18 protein-coding genes are annotated in these 17,409 nt (G+C 71.0%); 8 read left to right on the top strand and 10 right to left on the bottom strand.

Annotated features, from left to right (window positions below; all coding sequences use genetic code 11):
* Positions 1 to 11: 11 nt before the first annotated feature.
* The 3 genes from FJM51_RS11900 to nthA are packed head-to-tail and all read right to left on the bottom strand — an operon-like array spanning position 12 to position 1,616.
* Complete coding sequence (locus FJM51_RS11900; RefSeq protein ID WP_233713085.1) at positions 12 to 335, bottom strand: nitrile hydratase accessory protein; 324 nt, start codon at positions 333 to 335, stop codon at positions 12 to 14.
* Positions 322 to 981, bottom strand: a complete 660-nt coding sequence (gene nthB, locus FJM51_RS11895; RefSeq protein ID WP_140454367.1) for a nitrile hydratase subunit beta — start codon at positions 979 to 981, stop codon at positions 322 to 324. The genes FJM51_RS11900 and nthB overlap by 14 nt, the downstream gene beginning before the upstream one ends.
* Positions 978 to 1,616, bottom strand: coding sequence for a nitrile hydratase subunit alpha (nthA, locus tag FJM51_RS11890; RefSeq protein WP_140454366.1), 639 nt, complete (start codon positions 1,614 to 1,616; stop codon positions 978 to 980). The genes nthB and nthA overlap by 4 nt, the downstream gene beginning before the upstream one ends.
* Positions 1,617 to 1,703: 87 nt before the next feature.
* Between nthA and gyrA the strand changes: the two genes are divergently transcribed.
* From gyrA to gluQRS, 5 genes are all read left to right on the top strand, one after another.
* Complete coding sequence (gene gyrA / locus FJM51_RS11885; RefSeq protein ID WP_140454365.1) at positions 1,704 to 4,457, top strand: DNA gyrase subunit A; 2,754 nt, start codon at positions 1,704 to 1,706, stop codon at positions 4,455 to 4,457.
* Positions 4,458 to 4,649: 192 nt separating this feature from the next.
* The gene (locus FJM51_RS11880) at positions 4,650 to 5,075 is read left to right on the top strand and encodes a DoxX family protein (protein WP_140454364.1); all 426 of its coding nucleotides are present in this window, start codon (positions 4,650 to 4,652) and stop codon (positions 5,073 to 5,075) included.
* A 67-nt stretch (positions 5,076 to 5,142) separates the two neighbouring features.
* Complete coding sequence (gene trmFO / locus FJM51_RS11875) at positions 5,143 to 6,519, top strand: methylenetetrahydrofolate--tRNA-(uracil(54)-C(5))-methyltransferase (FADH(2)-oxidizing) TrmFO (RefSeq protein ID WP_140454363.1); 1,377 nt, start codon at positions 5,143 to 5,145, stop codon at positions 6,517 to 6,519.
* Positions 6,520 to 6,551: 32 nt separating this feature from the next.
* A complete protein-coding gene (locus FJM51_RS11870) occupies positions 6,552 to 7,142 on the top strand; it encodes a class I SAM-dependent methyltransferase (RefSeq protein WP_140454362.1) in 591 nt (196 codons plus the stop codon).
* Entirely contained in the window at positions 7,142 to 7,990 is an 849-nt protein-coding gene (gene gluQRS / locus FJM51_RS11865; protein ID WP_140454361.1) for a tRNA glutamyl-Q(34) synthetase GluQRS, read from the top strand. The genes FJM51_RS11870 and gluQRS overlap by 1 nt, the downstream gene beginning before the upstream one ends.
* A 101-nt stretch (positions 7,991 to 8,091) precedes the next feature.
* Here gluQRS and hisI read toward each other — a convergent pair whose 3' ends face one another.
* Positions 8,092 to 8,481, bottom strand: coding sequence for a phosphoribosyl-AMP cyclohydrolase (gene hisI, locus FJM51_RS11860; RefSeq protein WP_140454360.1), 390 nt, complete (start codon positions 8,479 to 8,481; stop codon positions 8,092 to 8,094).
* An 81-nt stretch (positions 8,482 to 8,562) separates the two neighbouring features.
* Between hisI and FJM51_RS11855 the strand changes: the two genes are divergently transcribed.
* Together FJM51_RS11855 and FJM51_RS11850 are read left to right on the top strand one after the other, a co-directional pair.
* On the top strand, positions 8,563 to 9,009 hold the full coding sequence (locus FJM51_RS11855; RefSeq protein WP_140454359.1) for an iron-sulfur cluster assembly scaffold protein: 447 nt from the start codon (positions 8,563 to 8,565) through the stop codon (positions 9,007 to 9,009).
* 14 nt (positions 9,010 to 9,023) lie between these two features.
* Positions 9,024 to 9,431 carry a hypothetical protein gene (locus tag FJM51_RS11850; protein ID WP_140454358.1) on the top strand — a complete coding sequence of 136 codons (408 nt, stop codon included), beginning with the start codon at positions 9,024 to 9,026 and terminating at the stop codon, positions 9,429 to 9,431.
* A gap of 120 nt (positions 9,432 to 9,551) precedes the next feature.
* Here FJM51_RS11850 and FJM51_RS24715 read toward each other — a convergent pair whose 3' ends face one another.
* The 5 genes from FJM51_RS24715 to sciP all read right to left on the bottom strand — a co-directional run bounded on the left by FJM51_RS24715 (position 9,552) and on the right by sciP (position 15,226).
* Positions 9,552 to 9,674 (bottom strand): hypothetical protein, encoded by a 123-nt coding sequence (locus tag FJM51_RS24715; protein ID WP_267901410.1) that lies wholly within the window; start codon positions 9,672 to 9,674, stop codon positions 9,552 to 9,554.
* A gap of 93 nt (positions 9,675 to 9,767) precedes the next feature.
* Positions 9,768 to 11,852, bottom strand: a complete 2,085-nt coding sequence (gene recG, locus FJM51_RS11845) for an ATP-dependent DNA helicase RecG (RefSeq protein ID WP_140454357.1) — start codon at positions 11,850 to 11,852, stop codon at positions 9,768 to 9,770.
* Positions 11,853 to 11,859: 7 nt separating this feature from the next.
* Positions 11,860 to 13,980 (bottom strand): NAD-dependent DNA ligase LigA, encoded by a 2,121-nt coding sequence (gene ligA, locus FJM51_RS11840; protein WP_140454356.1) that lies wholly within the window; start codon positions 13,978 to 13,980, stop codon positions 11,860 to 11,862.
* Positions 13,981 to 14,128: 148 nt separating this feature from the next.
* Complete coding sequence (gene ctrA, locus FJM51_RS11835) at positions 14,129 to 14,842, bottom strand: response regulator transcription factor CtrA (RefSeq protein ID WP_140454355.1); 714 nt, start codon at positions 14,840 to 14,842, stop codon at positions 14,129 to 14,131.
* Between the two features lie 105 nt (positions 14,843 to 14,947).
* Positions 14,948 to 15,226, bottom strand: coding sequence for a CtrA inhibitor SciP (sciP, locus tag FJM51_RS11830; RefSeq protein WP_140454354.1), 279 nt, complete (start codon positions 15,224 to 15,226; stop codon positions 14,948 to 14,950).
* A 129-nt stretch (positions 15,227 to 15,355) separates the two neighbouring features.
* Here sciP and mnmA point away from each other — a divergent pair, with 129 nt between their 5' ends.
* Entirely contained in the window at positions 15,356 to 16,513 is a 1,158-nt protein-coding gene (gene mnmA, locus FJM51_RS11825; protein ID WP_140454353.1) for a tRNA 2-thiouridine(34) synthase MnmA, read from the top strand.
* Between the two features lie 78 nt (positions 16,514 to 16,591).
* On the opposite strand, the gene FJM51_RS11820 is transcribed toward mnmA, so the two are convergent.
* Positions 16,592 to 17,398: a glycoside hydrolase family 25 protein gene (locus tag FJM51_RS11820; protein ID WP_140454352.1), complete on the bottom strand. Its 807-nt coding sequence runs from the start codon at positions 17,396 to 17,398 to the stop codon at positions 16,592 to 16,594.
* Positions 17,399 to 17,409 lie beyond the last annotated feature (11 nt).

The raw sequence follows: 17,409 nt of genomic DNA, 5'->3' as shown, positions 1-17,409 counted from the left end.
GTCCGGGGGCCTCAGGCCCCCCGAATGTTCTCGAGCCGGATCGCCGTCCCGTGCGGCGTCGCCTCCGCCGCGCGCTCCCAGTCGCGGGCGAGGGCCGCGACCTCCGCCGCCGAGGCGACGCCCGATCGCGCGAGCATCGCCTCCAGCGCTTGGAGCCAGGCCTCGTAATAGGGACCGCCCTTCGCGCATTCGGCGCCCAGCGCCTCCGCCCAGTCGGACCAGGCGAAGACTCCCCGATCGGCGAGCAGCACGGCGAGCGCGAAGGCCTTCGCCTCCCAGGGCCGGGCGAAGACCGGCTCCGCGGCCGGAAGGGGCACGGTGTCAGGCGGGTTCAAGATAGCTCTCCCAGGCATCGATCGAGACTTCCGAGCCGGGATCGGCATCCGCGCCCCAGAGATCCTCGCCCCTGAGGACGACGGTATAGACCCACTGAGGCCGCTCGCCGCCGCCATGGGCGTTGCTGTCGGGGAATACGAAACCGCCCTGGACCGCCTCCACCACGCCCGGCTTGTCGCGGGCATAGCGCGGCAGGCGCGTGTGGTGCTCCGGGTTCATCGCCACCGTCCGTACCCGCGCCCCCGGCGCGAAGCGCGGCGGCGCGGCGACGGGGCGGTCGCAAGGCCCGCCGCGCGCCAGCGTCCCGGCCACCGCCTCGGCGCGGAGCACCCGCGGCGCCTCCGGCGCGAGGCGGAGCGCCCGCCCCGCCGCGCGCTCCTCCGAGGCGACGAATCCATGGCGCGCGAGCAGCGTCTCGAGCGCCCGGATCCAGATCTCGTAATAGCTCGAACGGTAGTAGGTGACCCAGCCGAGCGTCTCCCGCGCATGGCGGCTCTCGTCGATCGTCCAGGCGCCGAGCGCGCCGCAGGCAAGCGTCAGCGCCATCGCCCGCGCCTCCCAGGGCGCGTGGAAGAGCGGCTCGTCCGCCTCCGGCGCCACCGCGCCGAAACCCTGCTGGCCGCCGAGATCCTGCGGCCCGTTCACGGCCGCGCCCCGGCGAGCGCGGTCCCGATCATCGCATCCCGGCTCACGAGATCCGCGAGATCCTCGAGCCCGAGCCCCCCGGTCCCCGCCGGCCGCTCGGGCACGACGAGATACCGCAGTTCCGCCGTCGAGTCCCAGACGCGAATCCTCGTCGCCGCCGGCAGGTCCAGCCCGAACTCCCTCAGCACCCCCCTCGGATCGCTCACCGCCCGCGCGCGATAGGGCGGCGCCTTGTACCAGACCGGCGGCAGGCCGAGCACCGCCCAGGGGTAGCACGAGCAGAGCGTGCAGACGACGAGGTTATGCGTGCCCACGCCGTTGAACACCGCGCGCATGTGCTCCCCCTGGCGGCCGGAATAGCCCATTTCCGCGATGGCCGCCGTCGCGTCGCGGCGCAGCCAGTCGGCGTAGCCCGGCTCGAGCCAGGAGCGCGCCACCACCCGCGCCCCGTTGCGCGGCCCGACCTTCGAGGCATAGGTCTCGATGATGGCGTCGAGCGCCGCGGGATCGACCAGGCCCTTCCCGGTCAGGATGGTCTCGAGCGCCATCACCCGCGCCGTCATCGGGTCGAGATGGTTGTCCGGCCCGTGCCCGTGGCCGTGTCCCTGATCGTCGCCATGGTCGTCGTGTGGCATTTCCCGCCCCCCGATTGCGAACGCCTGTCCGCCCGCCTATAACCCCTTATCAGACGCTTGCGCGCCCCGGAACAGGATCGCCTTCCCTTGACCGACACTCCCGACGACGAGACTCCCGACCAGGAGCCGGAGGCTCCGCGCCCGTCCCATGGCGGACCCGCCATCGCGATCGAGTCGGAGATGCGCACCGCCTATCTCGACTATGCGATGAGCGTGATCGTCAGCCGCGCGATCCCGGATCTGCGCGACGGGCTGAAGCCGGTACACCGCCGCATCCTCTTCGCGATGAACGAGACCGGCAACACGCATGACAAGGCCTATCGCAAGTCGGCCCGACCGGTCGGCGACGTGATGGGCAAGTACCACCCGCACGGCGACAGCGCGATCTACGACGCGCTGGTCAGGATGGCGCAGCCGTTCTCGATGTCGCTGCCGCTGCTCGACGGGCAGGGCAACTTCGGCTCGATGGACGGCGACGCGCCGGCGGCGATGCGCTACACCGAGGTAAGGCTCGACAAGCCCGCCGATTTCCTGATGGCGGATATCGAGAAGGACACGGTCGACTTCCAGCCGAATTACGACGGCAAGGACATGGAGCCGTCGGTGCTGCCGGCGCGGTTCCCGAACATGCTCGTCAACGGCGCGGGCGGCATCGCGGTCGGCATGGCGACCAACATCCCGCCGCACAACCTCGGCGAGGTGATCGACGCGACGCTCGCGCTGATCGAGAACCCCGATCTCACGGTCGCCGAGATCATGGACTACATCCCGGCGCCCGATTTCCCGACCGGGGGCATCATCCTCGGCCGGGCCGGCGCGCGGAAGGCCTATCACGAGGGCCGGGGCTCGGTGATCCTGCGCGCGCGCACGAAGATCGAGGAGATCCGCAAGGACCGTTTCGCGATCGTCGCGACCGAGATCCCCTACCAGGTCAACAAGGCCACGATGATCGAGCGCATCGCGGAACTCGCCCGCGACCGCAAGATCGAGGGGATCGCCCATGTGCAGGACGAGAGCGACCGCTTCGGCGTGCGCGTGGTCGTCGAACTGAGGCGCGACGCGACGCCCGAGGTGGTGCTGAACCAGCTCTTCCGCTTCACGCCGATGCAGACCTCCTTCGGCTGCAACATGCTGGCGCTGAACGGCGGGCGGCCGGAGCAGCTCGACCTGCGCAAGTTCCTGACCGCCTTCCTCGCCTTCCGCGAGGAAGTGGTCGCGCGTCGCACCGCCTTCGAGCTGCGCCGCGCGCGCGAGCGGGCGCATATCCTCTGCGGCCTCGCCGTCGCGGTCTCGAACGTCGACGAGGTGGTGGCGACGATCCGCTCCTCCGCCGACCCGGCCGAGGCGCGCGAACGCCTGATGACGCGCCGCTGGCCCGCCGAGGAGATCGCGCCCTACATCCGGCTGATCGACGATCCCAGCCACAGGATGAACGAGGACGGGACCTACAACCTCTCCGAGACGCAGGCGCGCGCGATCCTCGACCTGCGGCTCCAGCGCCTGACCGCGCTTGGCGTGAAGGAAGTGACGGACGAGCTCGAGGAACTCGCGGGCAGGATCAAGGACTATCTCGCGATCCTCGCCTCGCGCGCCCGCATCCTCGGGATCATCTCGGACGAACTGCGCGAGGTCCGCGCCCAGTTCGCCGTGCCGCGCCGCTCCGAACTCGTCGAGCATGACACCGATCTCGAGGACGAGGACCTGATCGAGCGCGAGGACATGGTCGTGACCGTGACCTCCGGCGGCTACATCAAGCGTACGCCCCTGACCGAGTACCGCGCCCAGCGCCGGGGCGGCCGGGGCACGCAGGGCATGGCCACGAAGGACGAGGATTTCGTCACCACGCTCTTCGTCGCCAACACCCATACCGCGCTGCTCTTCTTCACGACGGATGGAATCGTCTACCAGCTCAAGACCTGGCGCCTGCCGGCCGCCGCGCGCAACGCGCGGGGCAAGGCGATCGTCAACATCCTGCCGATCGACCAGGGCACCTCGATCGCCGCGATCATGCCGGTCGACGTGCCGGAGGAGGACTGGGCGAGCCTTCAGGTGATGTTCGCGACCTCCGACGGCGACGTGCGCCGCAACGCGCTCGACGACTTCACCAAGATCATGAAGAACGGCAAGATCGCGATGAAGCTGCCCGAGGGCACGCGGCTCATCAACGCGCGCATCTGCGACGAGAACGACGACGTGATGCTGACGACCAAGGGCGGCCGGGCGATCCGCTTCCCGGTCCCGGACGTGCGCGTCTTCAAGGGCCGCGATTCGACCGGCGTGCGCGGCATCCGGCTCGCGCCCGGCGACGAGGTCGTGTCGATGGCGATCATCCGCCATTTCGAGGCCACCCCGGACGAACGCGCCGCCTATCTCAAGATGCGCCGCGCGGTGGCGGGCGTCGCCGAGGAGGAGGTCGAGACCGACGAGGGCGAGGAGACCGCCGGCGGCAATTTCGAGCTCGGCCAGGCGCGCTACGTCGCGATGTCCGAGGCGGAGGATCTGCTGCTGACCGTGACCGAGAAGGGCTACGGCAAGCTCTCGTCGAGCCACGACTATCCGGTGCGCGGCCGCGGCGGCCAGGGCGTCGCGGCGATGGACCGCGCGCTGCGCGGCGGGCCGCTCGTCACGCTCTTCGCGGTGGATCCCGCCGACCAGATCATGCTCGCCACCGACGCCGGCCAGTCGATCCGCGTTCCGATCGCCGGCATCTCCTTCCGCTCGCGCGGCGCGGGCGGGGTGCGGGTGTTCAACACCCAGGGCGGCGAGCGGGTGGTCTCCGTGGCGTTGGTGGCGGAGAACGGCGAGGATGTCGAGGGCGGCGCCGGGAGCGGCGAGGAATAGCGCCGCGTCCCGCGGGCAGGCCATTGCCGGGACGGCGGAACCCGCGTCCCGGCATGAATGCGCCCGCCTTCTCCCCGATTATGTCCGCGAGGGAAACATAGCCTGTCCGCCCGCCCGGCTATGTCGGGCGCGGCGCGGCTGCTATCTCTGCGCCCAAGCGCAGTTCCGCGCCGTGACCCGAGAGGCTTCCCGATGAAGAACCTGAACGCTCCGCTGCTCCTTCTGGCGCGGATCCTGCTGTCCTACATGTTCATAACGGCCGGCTTCGGCAAGCTCGGCGACATCCAGGGTTCGATGGCCTATACCGCCTCGGGCGGGATCCCGGGCTTCATGGTCTTCCCCGCGATCGCGATCGAGGCGCTGGGGGGGCTCGCGGTGCTCGTCGGCTTCCAGACCCGCTGGGCCGCCCTCGCCCTCGCCGTCTTCTGCGTCGTGACCGGTTACCTCTTCCACTACGTCCCCGCGCAGGGCCTGACGGGCATGGAGCAGATGGGCCAGATGATCAACTTCCAGAAGAACATCACCATCGCGGGCGGCTTCCTCGCGCTGATCGCCGCCGGCGCCGGCGCCTTCTCGGTCGACGCCTTCCTCGGCCGCTCGCGCGCGGCGCGGGCCTGAGACCCCGGCGGGGGCCAGCCCCCGCCACCCTTCCCTTCAGGGTGATTCGCCCCTAGAAGCGGGCGCCATGAGCGCGATCGAACCCATTCACGTCATCGGCGGCGGCATGGCCGGCTCCGAGGCCGCCTGGCAGGCGGCCGAGGCCGGCGTCCCGGTGATCCTGCACGAGATGCGGCCCGTCACGGGCACCTTCGCCCATCGCACCGACGGGCTCGCTGAGATGGTCTGCTCCAACTCCTTCCGCTCCGACGATGACGAGAACAACGCCGTGGGCCTGCTGCACTGGGAGATGCGCGCGGGCGGCGGGCTCGTCATGGCGATGGCCGACGCCCATGCGCTGCCGGCCGGCGGCGCGCTCGCGGTCGACCGCGACCCGTTCTCCGCCGCCGTGACGGCGAAGCTGGAAGCCCATCCGCTGATCCGGATCGAGCGCGGCGAGATCGCGGCCCTGCCGCCCGCCGACTGGTCGAGCGTCATCGTCGCGACCGGCCCGCTCACCTCCCCCGCGCTCGCCGAGGCGATCCGGGGCCTGACCGACGAGCGCGCCCTCACCTTCTTCGACGCGATCGCGCCCATCGTCCATTTCGACTCGATCGACCTCTCCAAGGCCTGGTTCCAGTCGCGCTACGACAAGGGCGAGACCGAGGCGGAGCGCACGGCCTATCTCAACTGCCCGATGGACCGCGACCAGTACGAGGCCTTCATCGACGCGCTGCTGGCCGCCGACAGGGCCGAGTTCCGCGAGGGCGAGACCGACACGCCCTATTTCGACGGCTGCCTGCCGATCGAGGTGATGGCCGCGCGCGGCCGCGACACGCTCCGCTTCGGGCCGATGAAGCCGGTGGGCCTCACCAATCCGCACGCGCCGGAGAAGAAGCCCTACGCGGTGGTCCAGCTGCGCCGCGACAACGCGCTCGGCACGCTCTTCAACATCGTCGGCTTCCAGACCAAGATGAAATACGGCGCGCAGACGGAAGTCCTGCGCATGATCCCGGGGCTCGGTAACGCCGCCTTCGCCCGGCTCGGCGGCATCCACCGCAACACCTTCCTCAATTCGCCCCGCCTGCTCGACGACCGGCTGCGGCTTCGCGCGGAGCCCCGGCTGCGCTTCGCGGGCCAGATCACCGGCGTCGAGGGCTATGTCGAGAGCGCGGCGATGGGCCTGCTCGCCGGGCGGATCGCCGCGGCGGAGCGGCTCGGCCGCGACCTGCCCCCGCCGCCGGAGACGACGGCCATGGGCTCGCTCGTGCGCCACATCACCGGCGGGGCGGATGCGAAGACCTTCCAGCCGATGAACGTGAATTTCGGCCTCTTCCCGCCGCTCGACGCGGTCCGGGGCGGCCGCCGCGGCCGGCGGGAACGCTACAAGGGCTATACCGACCGGGCCAAGGCCGACTTCACCGGCTGGCTCGCCCTCTCGACAGCGAGCGCCGCGGCGGTCTAGCGTTTCCCCCTGGGAAAACCGGGGGCCATCCGATGACCAAGAAGCGCGCCGATCCGCCTGACATCCTGCATCCGCCCGCCGCCGACTACGACCGCGTGATGGCCGAGGCGGGCTACGAGGGGCCGACCCGCGCCGCCGCCGCGCTCGCGGGCGCGGGCGCGGCGCATGACGCGCCGCTGATCGAGTTCGGCGCCGGCACCGGCCTCGTCGGCGTCGCGCTGCGAAGCCTCGGCTTCACCGCGATCGACGGGCTCGAACCCGACCCGGACATGCGCGCCATCGCGCGGGCGCGGCCGGGCGGGATCTACCGCCAACTGCTCGCCTGGGACTGGCAGGGCGATCCACCGGTGGAGCCCGGCACCTATATGAACGCCGCGGCGGTCGGCGTGCTCGCCCCCGGCTGGGCGCCCGCCTCGGTCATCGACCAGGGCCTGCGGCTGATCCCGCCCGGCGGGCTCTTCGTCTTCTCGATCAGCGATCTCGCCCGGAACGAAATCGATTACGTCGGCCGGATCCGCGAGAATGTCGATTGCGGCTTCGTCGAGATCGCCTTCCGCGAATACGGCCGCTTCCTGCCCGGCGCGGATCTGAAGGCCGATATCTACGTGCTCCGCCGCCGCTGATGCGGACCCGCTTCGCACCCTCGCCCACCGGGCGGCTCCATCTCGGCCATGCCTTCTCGGCGCTGACCGCCCGGGATCTCGCGCGGGCGGCGGGGGGCGAATTCCTGCTCCGGATCGAGGATATCGACACGACGCGCTCGCGCCCCGAATACGAGGCGGCGATCCTCGCGGACCTGCGCTGGCTCGGGCTCGACTGGCCGGAGCCGGTGCTCCGGCAATCGGAGCACCGGCCGCGCTACGCCGCCGCGCTCGACCGGCTCGGGGCGATGGGACTCACCTATCCCTGCTCCTGCACCCGGGCGGAGATCCGCGCCGCGCTCTCGGCGCCGCAGGAAGGGGCGCCGGGCCCGGCGGTCTATCCCGGTACCTGCCGCGGCCGGCCGATGGCGGCGCGGCGGCCGGAGGATGCGATCCGCCTCGACCTCGCCGCCGCGCTCGAGACGGCGGGGCCGGGCGTGGCCTTCACCGAGACCGGGCCGCTCCTTTCCGGCACCCACGCGCTCGATCCGGAGGCGATGCGCGCCAACCTCGGCGACGTGGTGCTGGGGCGCCGCGACATCGGCGTGGCCTATCACCTCGCGGTGGTGGTGGACGACGCGGCGCAGGGCATCAGCCATGTCGTGCGCGGCGCCGATCTCCGGGAGGCGACGCCGCTGCACCGGCTGCTCCAGGCACTGCTCGGCCTGCCGGTCCCGCTCTGGCACCACCACCGGCTGATCCGCGACGAAAGCGGCGGGCGGCTCGCCAAGCGCGACGACGCCCGCGCCCTCGCCACGCTCCGCGCCGCCGGCGCGACGCCGGAAGACATCCGGCGCCTCGTCGGCCTCGCCCCCTCCCCGGCGCCGTAGGGCGGACATCTGTCCGCCGCCCCCCGCCCCCGCCCCGCGCAGGGCGGACATCCGTCCGCCCCGTTCGGCGCGCGCGGGATCGAGGCGGACAGATGTCCGCCCTACGCGGGCTCGGTCAGCACGACTTCCGCGCCGTCGCGCACGGCGGTGTAGAAGCAGCTCGGGCGGTTGGTGTGGCAGGCGGGGCCGATCTGGTCGACGATCAGCAGCAGGCAGTCGCGGTCGCAATCGACGCGCAACTCGACGAGGCGCTGGACATGGCCCGAGGTCGCGCCCTTGCGCCAGAGTTCGGAGCGCGAGCGGGACCAGTAGGTGACCTGCCCGGTGGCGAGCGTCTCGCCGAGGCTCTCCGCGTTCATCCAGGCCATCATCAGCACTTCACCGCTCCGCGCCTGCGCGATGGCGGGGATGAGCCCCCGCGCGTCGAACCGCAGGCTCGCGATCTCGAAGCGCGCGCCTTCCCGCCGGTTCCCCGCCTCCTGCTCGGCCATCGACCCCGCCTCCCCTTTTCCGCGCCGCGTTTCCGGCCTATCTAGGGGCCAGTGGGGCCGAATGCAAAGCCGGGGCGACTCATGGCCGAACAGGATCTGATCAAGCTCTACTCGCAGCGCATCCTCGCGCTCGCGAGCGACATTCCCCGCGCGGAACGGCTCGCCGCGCCGGGCTTCTCCGTGCGCCGGCGCGCGCCGCTCTGCGGTTCGACCGTGACCGTCGACCTCGACCTCGACGCGGAGGGGCGGATCGCGGATTTCGGCCAGGACGTGCGCGCCTGCGCGCTGGGCCAGGCCTCGGCCGCGCTGCTCGCCGAGCACGTGATCGGCTGCGACCGCGCGGCGATCCAGCGCCTGCGCGACCAGCTTCGCGCGATGCTGCGCGACGGCGGCCCGGTGCCCGGCGCGCCCTTCGACGGATACGAGGTGCTGGTGCCCGCGCGCGACTACCGCAACCGGCACGATTCGATCATGCTCGCGATCGAGGCCACGCTCGAGGCGATGGATCAAGCCGCGCGCGCGGCCTGAGCCGGACCGGGATCATGGCGGCGACCTTCGCGGCGGCTCTCGTCTATTTCGCGATCCTCTTCCTGACCCGCCTCGCCGGCAACCTGCTTCGCGTCTACCTGCTGGCGCCGATGCTGGGCCATGCGCTGACCGCCATCCTGGAACTGCCGGTCGTGCTCCTGATCGCCTGGATGGCATCGCGGGCGCTGATCCGGCTCTTCGGGATGCGCCGCCGCCTGCCGCACGCGGCCGCCATGGGGGCGCTGACCTTCGTCCTGCTCATCCTCGCGGAGATGCTTCTCTCGGTCCTGGCGGGCGACCGGTTCGTCTCCGTGCTGCGCTCCTATTCCGGACCGCCGGGCGCCCTCGGCCTGATCGGCGCCTTCATCCTCGCCTTCTTCCCCGCGATCCAGGTCGCCCTGTCGCGCAGCCTGCACCGCTGAGCGACCCGCCACGCAAAGGGGCCGCGCCTCCGGGGGGAGGCACGGCCAGGTGGCGGTGTCCAAGGCAGGTCGACAGGGGCGCGGAGAGGCAATCCGCGCCAGGCACCGCGGGCAATCGGATCAGGTCAGCGCCGGCAGGCAGAAGAGCGCGAAGATGGCCGCGCAGAGCCCGGTCAGGCCCAGCGCCTCGAAGGCGATCTTGCGGGGGGCGGCGTTCAGCAGGCGGGCAATCTCGGAAATCATCGTCTGTTCTCCGGGTGGCTGCTTTGTTCCCTTAATGTTCCCGATTCTCGTCCGCGAGTCAAGAAAATCTGGAACATTAAGGGAACACGAGCGTCAGCCCACCCCGAGAAGCCGGATCGCCTTGTCCCGCTCCATCAGGTGCAGCAGCACCCGCGCCGCCCGCCCCCGCTCCGAGACCAGGCCGGGATCCCCCGCCAGCAGCATCCGCGCGTCGTCCTGCGCGATCCGCATCAGCCCGGCCTGGGTCTCGAGATCCGCGATCCGGAACCGCGGCAGGCCCGATTGCGCGGTCCCGATCAGATCGCCCGCGCCCCTGAGCCGCAGATCCTCCTCCGCGATCGCGAAACCGTCCTCGGTCGCGCGCATGATCTCGAGCCGCGCCCGCGCCGCCTCGCCGAGCGGAGGATCGTAGAGCAGGATGCAGGTCGATTCGGTCCCGCCGCGCCCCACGCGCCCGCGCAGCTGGTGCAGCTGCGCGAGGCCGAAATGCTGCGCGCCCTCGATCACCATGATCGAGGCGTCGGGCACGTCGACGCCGACCTCGATCACCGTGGTCGCGACGAGAAGCCGCGTGCGCCCGGCGACGAAATCGGCCATCGCCTCGTCCTTGCGCGCGGGCGGCATCTGGCCGTGGACCAGCCCCACCGTCCCGCCCAGCGCGAGGGCGAGCGCGCGGTGCCTTTCCTCAGCCGCGACCATCTCGGCTGTCTCCGATTCCTCGACCAGCGGGCAGACCCAGTAGGCCTGGCGCCCCGCCGCGAGCGCGGCGCGCAGATGGTCGATCACCTCGTCGGTCCGCCCGGCGGAGACGAGCGCGGTCCTGACCGGCCGGCGCCCCGGTGGCTTCTCGTCGAGCACCGACACGTCCATGTCGCCGTATTGCGCGAGCGCGAGGCTGCGCGGGATCGGCGTCGCGGTCATCACGAGGATGTCCACCCCGCGCCCCTTGGCGCCGAGCTCCATCCGCTGCCGTACGCCGAAGCGGTGCTGCTCGTCCACCACGGCGAGGCGCAGATCGTTGAACGCCACGTCGCCCTGAAAGAGCGCATGCGTGCCCACCAGCACGTCGACCCGCCCCTCCACGAGCGCCGCGAGCTTGCCCGCCCGCTCGCCCCCCTTGTCCCGCCCGGTCAGCAATTCGACGCGCACCCCCGCCGACGCGGCGAAGGGCGCGAGCGCGGCGAGGTGCTGGCGCGCGAGGATCTCGGTCGGCGCCATCATCGCCGCCTGCCCGCCCGATTCGACAGCCGCCAGCATCGCGAGGAAGGCGACCAGCGTCTTGCCCGCGCCGACGTCGCCCTGCAGCAGCCGGTTCATCCGGATCGGCGCCGCCATGTCCGCGGCGATCTCCGCCACCGCCCGCTCCTGCGCCCCGGTCGGACGATAGGGCAGCCTCATGAGCACCGCCGCCCTGAGCCGCCCGTCGCCCTTCGTCTCGTAGCCCTTCGGCCGGCGCGCATGCGCGCGGGCGAGCGCCAGCGTCAGCTGATGCGCGAGGAATTCGTCATAGGCGAGCCGCGCCCGCGCCGGCGTGTCGGGCGAGAGATCCCCCGCCCCCTCCGGCGCATGGGCGCTCACCAGCGCCGCGCGCCAGGACGGCCAGCCGCGACGGCGCATCAGGCTCGGCTCGATCCATTCGGGCAGCTCGGGCGCGAGGCGCAGCGCCTCCGCCACCGCCCGGCCCACCGCCCGCGTCGTCAGCCCCTGAGTCAGCGGATAGACCGGCTCGAACGCGGGCAGACTCGCATCCGGGCCGGGCCGCAGCACATGATCGGGATGCGCCATCTGCGCGATCCCGTCGAAGAGTTCGACCCGCCCGGAGACGATCCGCCGCTGCCCGGTCGGGAAGGTGTCGCGCAGCCACTCGGCGCGCGGATGGAAGAAGACGAGATGGAAGCTCGTCGCGGAATCGCGCACCTCGATCCGGTAGGGCCGGCCCTTGCGCGCCGCCGGATGATGCGCGCCGATCTCGACCTCGACCGTCACCACCTCGGGCAGGGCCGCGTCCCGCACCGTGGCGCGGAGCCGGCGGTCCACCACGCCCGCGGGCAGCGTCATCAGCAGATCGGCGGGCTTCTCGACCCCGAGCTTCTCGAAGAGCTTCGCTCCCTTCGGTCCGACGCCGGCCAAGCCGGTCATCTCGCCGAAGAGCGGGAACAGGATCTCGGGGCGGCTCATCGCGCGCTCACGCCCCGATCAGGCTCAGCCATTGCTCCTCGTCGAGCACCTCGAGCCCGAGGTCGCGCGCCTTCTTCTCCTTCGATCCGGCGCCGGGGCCGACGACGACGATATCGGTCTTCGCCGAGACCGAGCCCGCGACCTTCGCGCCCAGCGCCTCGGCCCGCGCCTTCGCCTCGGCCCGCGTCATCTTCTCGAGCGTGCCGGTGAAGACCACCGTCTTGCCCGCGACCGGGGAACCTTCCGTGCGCGGCGCCTCGACGTCCTGGATGGCGAGCTCCGCCACCAGACGGTCGACGGCGGCCCGCGCGGCGGGTTCGTGGAAATAGTCGACCAGCGCCGCCGCGAAGACCGGGCCCACCCCGTCGATCGCGTTCAGCTCCTCCCATTCCGGCCCCTCATGCGTCCGCGCCGCCTCCATCGCGTCGCGGAACCGGTCCCAGGAGCCGTAGTGGCGCGCGAGCAGCATCGCACCCGTCTCGCCGACATGCCGGATGCCGAGGCCGAAGATCAGCCGGTTCAACGGAATCGCCCGGCGCTCGTCGATCGCGGCCAGCACGTTCTCCGCCGATTTCGCACCCCATCCCTCGCGGTTCCTGAGCTGCAGCGGCCGGCCCGGCCCGTAGCGTTCGCGGAGCTTGAAGATATCCGCCGGCTCCCGGATCCAGCCATCCGCGAACAGCGCCTCCACCTGCCTGGAACCCAGCCCCTCGATGTCGAAGGCGTTCCGGCTCACGAAATGCCGGAGCTTCTCCACCGCCTGGGCCGGGCAGATCAGCCCGCCGGTACAGCGGCGCACCGCCTCCCCCTCCTCGCGGATCGCATCGGAGCCGCAGATCGGGCAGGTGTGGGGGAACTCGTAGGGCACGCTGTCCGCGGGCCGCCGCGACAGGTCCACGTCCTCGACCTTCGGGATCACGTCGCCCGCGCGGTAGACGCGGACCCAGTCGCCGACGCGGATGTCGCGCCCGCCCCGGATCTCCTGGCCCTTCGAATCGAGGCCCTTGATATAATCCTCGTTGTGCAGCGTCGCGTTCGAGACGACGACGCCCCCGACCGTGACCGGGGTGAGCCGCGCGACGGGCGAGAGCGCGCCGGTGCGGCCGACCTGGATGTCGATCCCCTCGACCCGCGTGCTCGCCACCTGCGCCGGGAACTTGTGCGCCAGCGCCCAGCGCGGCGTGGTGGAGCGGAAGCCGAGCCGGGCCTGCAGGTCGAGCCGGTCGAGCTTGTAGACCACGCCGTCGATGTCGTAGCCGAGCGTCGCCCGCCGCTCCTCGATCGCGCGGTACTGCGCCAGCATCTCCTCGATATGCTCGCAGCGGCGCATCAATGGATTGACCTGGAAGCCGAGCGCCGTGAGCCGGGCGATGGCCTCGGTCTGCGTCGCGCCGAGCGGTTCGGAGAGCGCGCCCCAGGCATAGGCGAAGTACCGCAGCGGCCGGCCCGCGGTGATCCGCGCGTCGAGCTGGCGCAGCGAGCCGGCGGCGGCGTTGCGCGGATTGGCGAAGGTCTTGCCGCCCGTCTCCGCCTGCCGCGCGTTGAGCGCCGCGAAATCGGCGTGGCTCATATAGGCCTCGCCCCGGACCTCCAGCACCTCCGGCGCGCCGTCGAGCTGCTCGGGGATATCGGGAATCGTGCGCGCATTCGCGGTGACGTTCTCGCCGGTCTCGCCGTCGCCCCGCGTCGCGGCCTGGACCAGCACGCCCTTCTCGTAGCGCAGCGACAGCGACAGCCCGTCGATCTTCGGCTCGGCGGTGAAGGCCAGCGGCTCCTCCGCCGAGAGGCCGAGGAAGCGGCGGACGCGCGCGTCGAACTCGACGAGCTCGGCATCCTCGAAGGCGTTCTCGAGGCTCAGCATCGGCACGACGTGGCGCACCTTGGCGAAGCCCTCGGCCGGCGCCGCGCCTACCTGTTCCGAGGGCGAATCGGCCCGGCGCAATTCGGGATAGAGCGCCTCGATCTCCGCGTTGCGCCGCTTCAGCGCGTCGTATTCCGCGTCCGAGAGCTTCGGCGCGTCCTCCTGGTGGTACTCGCGGTTCGCCGCGTTCAGCCGGTCGGCGAGCGCCCTCAGCTCCTCCGCCGCCTCGTCGAGGCTCAGTTCAGCGAGGGGGCGGGGATCGGTCATTGGCGCGCACTCCGCGGGATGGTCCCGCCGGAATATCCGCTTCGCCCCGGCCGCTCAACCGCCCCGGAAACGAAACGGCCGCCTCCGGGGCGGCCGTCCTATCTTCGGGCGGACCTCCGTCCGCGGCGGGGCGCGCGCGCCGTCGCGCTCACGCCCCCATCGCGAGCTTCCGCCGCGCCTCCGCGCTGTTCGGATCGCGCAGCACATAGCCCCGGCCCCAGACCGTCTCGATGTAGTTCTCGCCCCCCGTCGCCTCGGAGAGCTTCTTGCGGAGCTTGCAGATGAAGACGTCGATAATCTTCAGCTCCGGCTCGTCCATCCCGCCGTAGAGATGGTTGAGGAACATCTCCTTGGTGAGCGTCGTCCCCTTGCGGAGCGAGAGGAGCTCCAGCATCTGGTATTCCTTGCCGGTCAGATGCACCGTCCGCCCGTCCACCTCGACCGTCTTCGCATCGAGATTGACGGTGAACTTGCCCGTCGTGATCACCGATTGCGCGTGGCCCTTCGAGCGGCGCACGATCGCGTGGATCCGCGCGATCAGCTCCTGCCGGTGGAACGGCTTCGTCATGTAGTCGTCGGCGCCGAAGCCGAAGCCCTTGAGCTTCGATTCGGTGTCGTCGGTCCCGCTCAGGATCAGGATCGGCGTCTCCACCTTCGCGATCCGGAGCTGGCGCAGCACCTCGTGCCCGGTCATGTCGGGCAGGTTCAGGTCGAGCAGGATCAGGTCGTAGTCATAGAGCTTGGCGAGATCGATGCCTTCTTCCCCGAGATCGGTCGCGTAGACGTTCAGATTCGCGTTGCGCAGCATCAGTTCGATGCTCTTCGACGTGGTCGCATCGTCCTCGACAAGCAGGATACGCATTGGCTGCTCTCCGTTTTCCCGGGGACGGGTCCCCATAACTCGCCCCCGACTAGACCGTCACAGGGTTAACGACTGATTACGATAGCCGAACGCTATCATCGCAACCTATAGTTGTCTATATCGCTGAAGCGCCGTGACGCGCAACGCGGCCGCCCCGTGCCGGTGCACGGCCTCGCGCCAGAGTTCGAGCTCCTCCGCCGACAGCCGATACATCTCGCAGGCTTCCTCGGCGCCGAGCAGCCCGTGATCGACGGCGGAAACCACCGTCGCCTTGCGCCGCGCCACCCAACGCTGCGTGTTGCTCGGCGGCAGATCCGAACGCGTCATCTTGCTCCCGTCCGGCAATACCACGAAGACTGGCCCCTTCTCCCGGCGAATATACATGTTCCACTCCGTTACCCACGTTTCACCCGAGCGAATACTTGCGCCTTCAACTCTTAAGTGCCCATGAAGCAAGCCCTTGTCATTGTTTAGGCTTTTACTATATTGCGGGTCATCCAGAGGAACGCTCCCATGCTCGACAAGACGGCCCGGACGGGTCTGAACAGTCTCGGATTGCCCGGCGCCCCCGCCGACACGCGGGTCGTCGTCGCCATGTCGGGCGGCGTCGACAGTTCCGTCGTCGCGGCCATGCTCCACGCCGAGGGCTACGACGTGGTGGGCGTCACGCTGCAACTCTACGACCACGGCGCCGCGCTGGCGCGGAAGGGCGCCTGCTGCGCGGGGCGCGACATCCACGACGCGCGCCGCGTCGCGGAAACGCTGGGATTTCCGCATTACGTGCTCGATTACGAGAACCGCTTCCGGGAAAGCGTGATCGAGGAATTCGCCGAATCCTATCTCGCCGGCGCGACCCCGGTCCCCTGCATCCGCTGCAACGAGCGAGTGAAGTTCCGCGACCTGCTCGGGACCGCGCGCGACCTCGACGCCGACTGCATGGCGACCGGCCATTACATCCGCCGCCTCGAGGGTCCGGCCGGGCCGGAACTCCACCGCGCCGCCGATCCGTCACGCGACCAGAGCTATTTCCTGTTCTCGACCACGCCCGAACAGCTCGACTTCCTGCGCTTCCCGCTCGGGCATCTCGGCTCGAAGGCCGAGACGCGCGCGCTCGCGGCGCGCTTCGGCCTCGCGGTCGCGGACAAGCCCGACAGCCAGGACATCTGCTTCGTGCCGAACGGCTCCTACGCGGCGGTCATCGAGAAGCTCCGCCCCGGCGCGGCGGAGCCGGGCGAGATCGTCTATCTCGACGGCCGCGTGCTCGGCCGCCACGAGGGGGTGATCCACTACACCGTGGGCCAGCGCCGCGGCCTCGGCATCGGCGGCGGTCCCTCGGGCGGCGAGCCCCTGTTCGTGATCCGGCTCGACGCCGGGGGCCGGCGCGTGATCGTCGGACCGCGCGCGGCGCTGGCGAGCCGCTCCTTCCCGCTCGCCGAGATCAACTGGCTTGGCGACGCGCCCTTCGAGGCGGCGCCGGAGGAGGGCTGGGAGGTCGCGGTCAGGGTGCGCTCGACCCGGCCGCCGAAACCCGCGCGCCTCCATCCGCTCGGGCCGGACCGCGCCCGCGTCGACCTGCTCGACCCCGAGGAGGGCGTGGCGCCGGGCCAGGCCTGCGTCTTCTACGCGCCCGAGGGCAGCCGCGTGCTCGGCGGCGGCTGGATCCGCCGCTAGGGCGGACATCCGTCCGCCCCCCCGCGCCACCGTAGGGCGGACCTCGGTCCGCCGCCCCCGCCGCCTCCCCCCGCCCCGCTACCGCGCCGCCCAGGTCGCGAATTCCGCGCGCGATCCCACGAAGGCGTTGAGATCCGAGCGTCCGGCGATCCCCGGCACGACCCCGGTCCCGGTGTACTGCCAGAAGATCCAGTCCTGCGCCGGATAGGTGACCGAGGGATGCCCGGCGACGGAGCGAAGCCAGAAATTGAACCCCGTCACCTTCCAGAGCTCGTTGTCGGCGTAGAAATCCACCGTCGAATAGATCACCGGCCGCTTGTGATAGCGCAACGTCAGCGCCTTCAGGAAGCGATAGATCATCTCCCGCGCCTCCTCCGGCTCCGGCCGGAAGCGGCAGGTCTTCGACTGGTGCGTCCATTCGATGTCGAGCACCGGCGGCAGGGCGGAGGGGTCGACCGGCACATGGGCGGCGAACCAGCGCGCCTGCTCCTCCGGGCTCCGGCAGAAATAGTAGTAGTGATAGGCGCCGCGCGGCACGCCGGCGGCGCGGGCGCGGGACCAGTTGGTCTCGAACATCCCGTCCACCACGTCGCCGCCCTCGGTCGCCTTGATATAGGCGAAGGAGATGTCGGCGCTCCGCACGCGGTGCCAGTCGATCTCGCCCTGGTAGCGGGAGACGTCGACGCCATGCACCGCGTAGTGCCAGGGCGCGGTCCCGACCCAGTCATGCGGATCGGTATCGTCGAACAGCGGCGCGCCGCCCAGCGCGGCGCGCGCCGCCTCGGGCCGCGGCGTCTCGTGTCCGCCACCGCAGGATCCGAGGATCAACAGGAGCGCACAAGGGATTAGGGACGGAAGAAACTTCCGCGACTGCCACTGCCTCATGTTCCGAATCG

The organism is Amaricoccus solimangrovi (genome assembly GCF_006385685.1).
GTDB lineage: Bacteria > Pseudomonadota > Alphaproteobacteria > Rhodobacterales > Rhodobacteraceae > Amaricoccus > Amaricoccus solimangrovi.
The sequence above is the reverse complement of the archived record's forward strand: the minus strand, read 5'-3'. Positions and strand labels throughout refer to the sequence as shown.